At 52.6% G+C, this 3,960-nt stretch carries 2 protein-coding genes; both read right to left on the bottom strand.

The genetic code is table 11. The annotated features are described in order from the left end of the window. Positions 1-419: 419 nt before the first annotated feature. On the bottom strand, positions 420-2,789 hold the full coding sequence (locus K5E40_RS34005) for a TOTE conflict system archaeo-eukaryotic primase domain-containing protein (protein WP_260456247.1): 2,370 nt from the start codon (positions 2,787-2,789) through the stop codon (positions 420-422). 208 nt (positions 2,790-2,997) lie between these two features. Next, on the bottom strand, positions 2,998-3,960 hold a 963-nt coding region (locus tag K5E40_RS34000; protein ID WP_221734399.1), incomplete at its 5' end, for a hypothetical protein.

Raw genomic sequence — 3,960 nt, 5'->3', positions numbered from 1 at the left:
TCTCAACCGAGGCGCGCATTCTACAGCAGCCTCATTTGCTGTCAAGTGATTATTTTCAGAAGCTTTCGAAGAATTCTTCAACAACTTCAACCACTTGCGCCTCCGATCTCTCGTCAGCGGGAGGCGAATTCTACAGCGTTACACGCTGCTGTCAACACCTCTTTTTATCCGCTTTCGACCGAGAAGCTCGAACCGTTAAAAGCGCCAAACAACACGAATGTCGATGGGCACATTAAGTGTCATGGCTACCCTAGGTGGAATCAGGGTTCCACGTGAAACACGGGCACGAAAACTGTCACATCTGAGCCACAATTAGTGTCGTACTGCGGATTACTGACCTTATTAAATGTCGTTTCCACAATCAGCATCTTCACCTAACGAAGGAGCCTGCTGGCGGCATCCAAAAAGGGACCGTTCTGCTAGAGCAAGTCCATCGTAGCTAGGGAGTCAGCCATTCGGTAACCCATCGCTTTGTACCCCGCCTGCCGCTTATCCCACATCCTCATCAACGCAACATTGCCCACGTCAACAAAGTCGATCACTCGCACGTCGGCCTTATCGGCATGTGATCGATGCAACCGCCCCGCATATTGCTGAAGGATGCCCTTCCATGAGATGGGCATTGCCAGCACCAGCGTGTCCAACGGCGGATGATCGAAGCCTTCACCTACTAGTTTTCCTGTTGCCAGCAGCACTCGTGGGGCATCAGGGGGAAGGGACTCAAGCTCATGCATACGGGAAATCCGCTGTTTCTTAGGCACTCGCCCATGAAGCGTGAAAAGGTTATGCACGCGCTGCTTCAATTCTAATTCAAGGGCATCCACATGTTCCGTCCGCTCCGTTAGCACTAGAATTTTTCGGCCCTCGTTGTACGCCAGCTCAATCTCCGACACGATTTTGGCTGTCCGCTCAGAGTCGTCGGCTAGACGCCGAAAAACGTCCTGAATCCCAAAGCCCTCGGGGACAACTATTGGTTTGGGCAGCAATCGAGGCACGACAGATAGATCATGGGGCGCACTCGCTGGTCGAGCAGCAGAATGTCGGATCGGTCCGCACTGCATGAAAATAATGGGCTGCTGCCCATCTCGGCGCACTGGGGTTGCTGTGAGTCCCAGTACATACCGCGCGGTCGCGCTCCTCAGTAGCCCCTCGAATGACACTGCTGATAGGTGATGACACTCATCAACGATGACCTGGCCGTAATTTTTTACCTGATCGCTGATCTCGCCTTTTCGCGATAGCGACTGCATTACGGCAATGTCGATGATGCCTGTAAGCTTCGCTTTTCCGCCCCCAAGAGTACCAACGACACCATTCCCGACTCCCAAGAACGCCTGCAAGCGCTCTTGCCACTGCCTTAACAGTTCCGTCCGATGCACAAGCACCAACGTGTTAATGCCACGTGCGGCAATCAACGCAGCAGCACTCACCGTTTTACCGAAAGCTGTCGGCGCGCAGAGGATACCGGTGTCATGACTTAGCATTGCGCTGACAGCAGCCTCTTGGTCAGAACGCAGGGTCCCGAGAAACCTCACGTCGATGGGGGCGCCCCCGAAGCGTTCGTCTTTAAGAATAGGGGTAACCCCGCTTTCCTCTAAAAGCTCCAGCGCAGCATCCAAACAGCCACGTGGTAACGCAATATGTTTGGGGAAGTTCTGGGCACAACCGATAATCCTCGGTTTGTTCCACACTGACATGCGCATGGCCTGAGCTTTGTAGAACTCAGGATTTTGAAAGGCAGCGAGCCGGACAAGCTGGTTTGCCAATGGCTGTGGTAATTCCGACTTTTCAAAGTAAATTAAGTTAGCCAGCGTGATGTTCAGAGCATCAGGCAACGGGCATGTCAATTTACGTGATCTCGATTCACGATCTTTCCAAGGTTCTGCATCACCTTCGTCATCGACGTAGGCGACCCCTAGAGGGTCCCGATTACCCATCGCCTGGATAATAACGGGCTGGATATCTTCTGGGCTCATGCGCTGAATCGATGCCAGGAAGGCCCATTGATCAGGATGAGGCTCAAGCGAGTCGTCTACAAAAACGCTATTGTTTTGGGCCCTGGCCCGCTTTTGTAACGGGAGCGCGATGAGATTTCCAAAGCCACCTTTGGGCATATAGTCTTGGTTTGGAAACAGTCGATCATAGGAGCTGAGCGCCAACTGGCGGGTGCGCTCACAGGCATGACTAATGATTGCTGCACCCAGACGGCGCGCACCGCAGGCAGGAACATTACGCTCAAAGAAAATCCAACCATGAGCCCCTTGGCCTGAGCGCGATATTTCCAGCGCCACCGGGACGTTCAGCTCATGGCATGACTGCACAAAAGCTTTGGAGTCATCACGCCATTCGGCCTCATCGAAGTCGACCGCCAAAAAATAACACGTGTCATCAGAGAGTAGGGGGTAGATACCAACGACCACTTCGCCCGCCAGATGGCGATAGACCACCTCATCGGTCAGCGGAAGCAGTTGGCGGTTACCGCAGTCGCCACATTTAATTCGGGGCTTCTCACAAACGCCAGGCCTCCATTCGTTTGCGCAGGCGGGTGCGTATCCTGATTTGCCCGCCTTGCTTTCCCAGCGGATGGGGTAGACGTCAGTCCTACCACGAAACAAGCTTCGGAATAGGGCAAGCTTTCCATCAGTATCGAGTTGTTGCGAGCGCTCAAGTGGAGCCGCTGGTAGCTTGACCAGCTCATTAGGCAGCCGCCATTCGATGCCATGAGCATCCAACAAGGCAATCAGCCGTGCATTTTCAGCCTGTAGCTTTGCCACCAGATTTGGGTCCATCACCCGCTTTCAGCCTCTACATCTCAGGGGAAGACTATAGCCTAACGCTACAATCCTCAGCCCATCAGAAAAATATCGAGACTATCGAACGACTGAGGTTCGGTCATTAAGAACCCTCAGGCTGCATGGTGATTGGCTTTAAAATTACGGCAGAATCCATATTCGCTGAAGCAGGTAGTGACACACAAGTTATGAGACACGACTGACGTTAAGACTCATCATAAATAGCCGTGTATTCAGTACCCTTCGGCTTGATCCACAACTTGTTATTTGTCCGCCCCCGGTTCAACCGTCCAAAAACCAAGAAATGCATGCCCTCAAGCTCCGTCCACTTGGCACGGTGATAGTCTAGAAAAGCCTTGCAGACCTCCTTGCCGACGATCACGCTGACGTTTTCTTTATCTCCGGTATTGATCCATCGAGACCCGTCCTTGGACTCGCGGGTATCCTGAATATCACCCCAAAAACCTCTGAGCTGACCCACGTGCTCTTCCGTGATGTCAGAAAAATTCACGAACAAATCACGCACTCGAAACTCACCTACTTCGGGCAACTCAATGGTTTGATCTGAATGTCTGAACGCTTCGGAATATATTAAATTCTTCAAAATTGGTCGGAGTCGGCGCTTAGATATTGCTCGCTTGCTCCCCCCAAGGCCAACGTACCTGCCACCAGAGGCACCGCCTGTCCCACCCAACACTGGGTCACCGTTCACGTTCTCCGCCGCACCGTAACGGAGGTCTAGAACGATGCGATCACCAGGGTTACGTAACATGTCCTGATCATCGCCGCCGCCCTCACCGCGTTCAGACTCAGGTGCAGCGAATGTGCAATTCAGATGAGGACGAGCCCGGAAATGCGGTCCTTGTCCGCTTCGCGCCTCTTTGACAAAAATTGCTCGGGTACCACACTTGATACAAACGAGGTGTCGCCGTTTATTCGCTAGTTCAGAAGGGGGAAGTTTGGCGAACTTTACTGCGGGATATTCAGCGCCGTCCACGGTACATCTTGCTATGTCCATAACAATGCCTTCAGCTAGGGAAACTCTGAAAAAGGTTTCAAAATCTGGTGAAATATCTCCCATCACATGAGCTGAACGGTTGATCCCCCCATGAAGCAGATTTCTTTCGCCGATGCCGAGTACGCAGGTAAACGTAAGCGAACCCGCCGT

The organism is Pseudomonas baetica (assembly GCF_019733355.1).
Lineage (GTDB): Bacteria > Pseudomonadota > Gammaproteobacteria > Pseudomonadales > Pseudomonadaceae > Aquipseudomonas > Aquipseudomonas baetica_A.
Note: the sequence above shows the minus strand (reverse complement) of the source record. Positions and strands in the feature narration are given on the sequence as shown.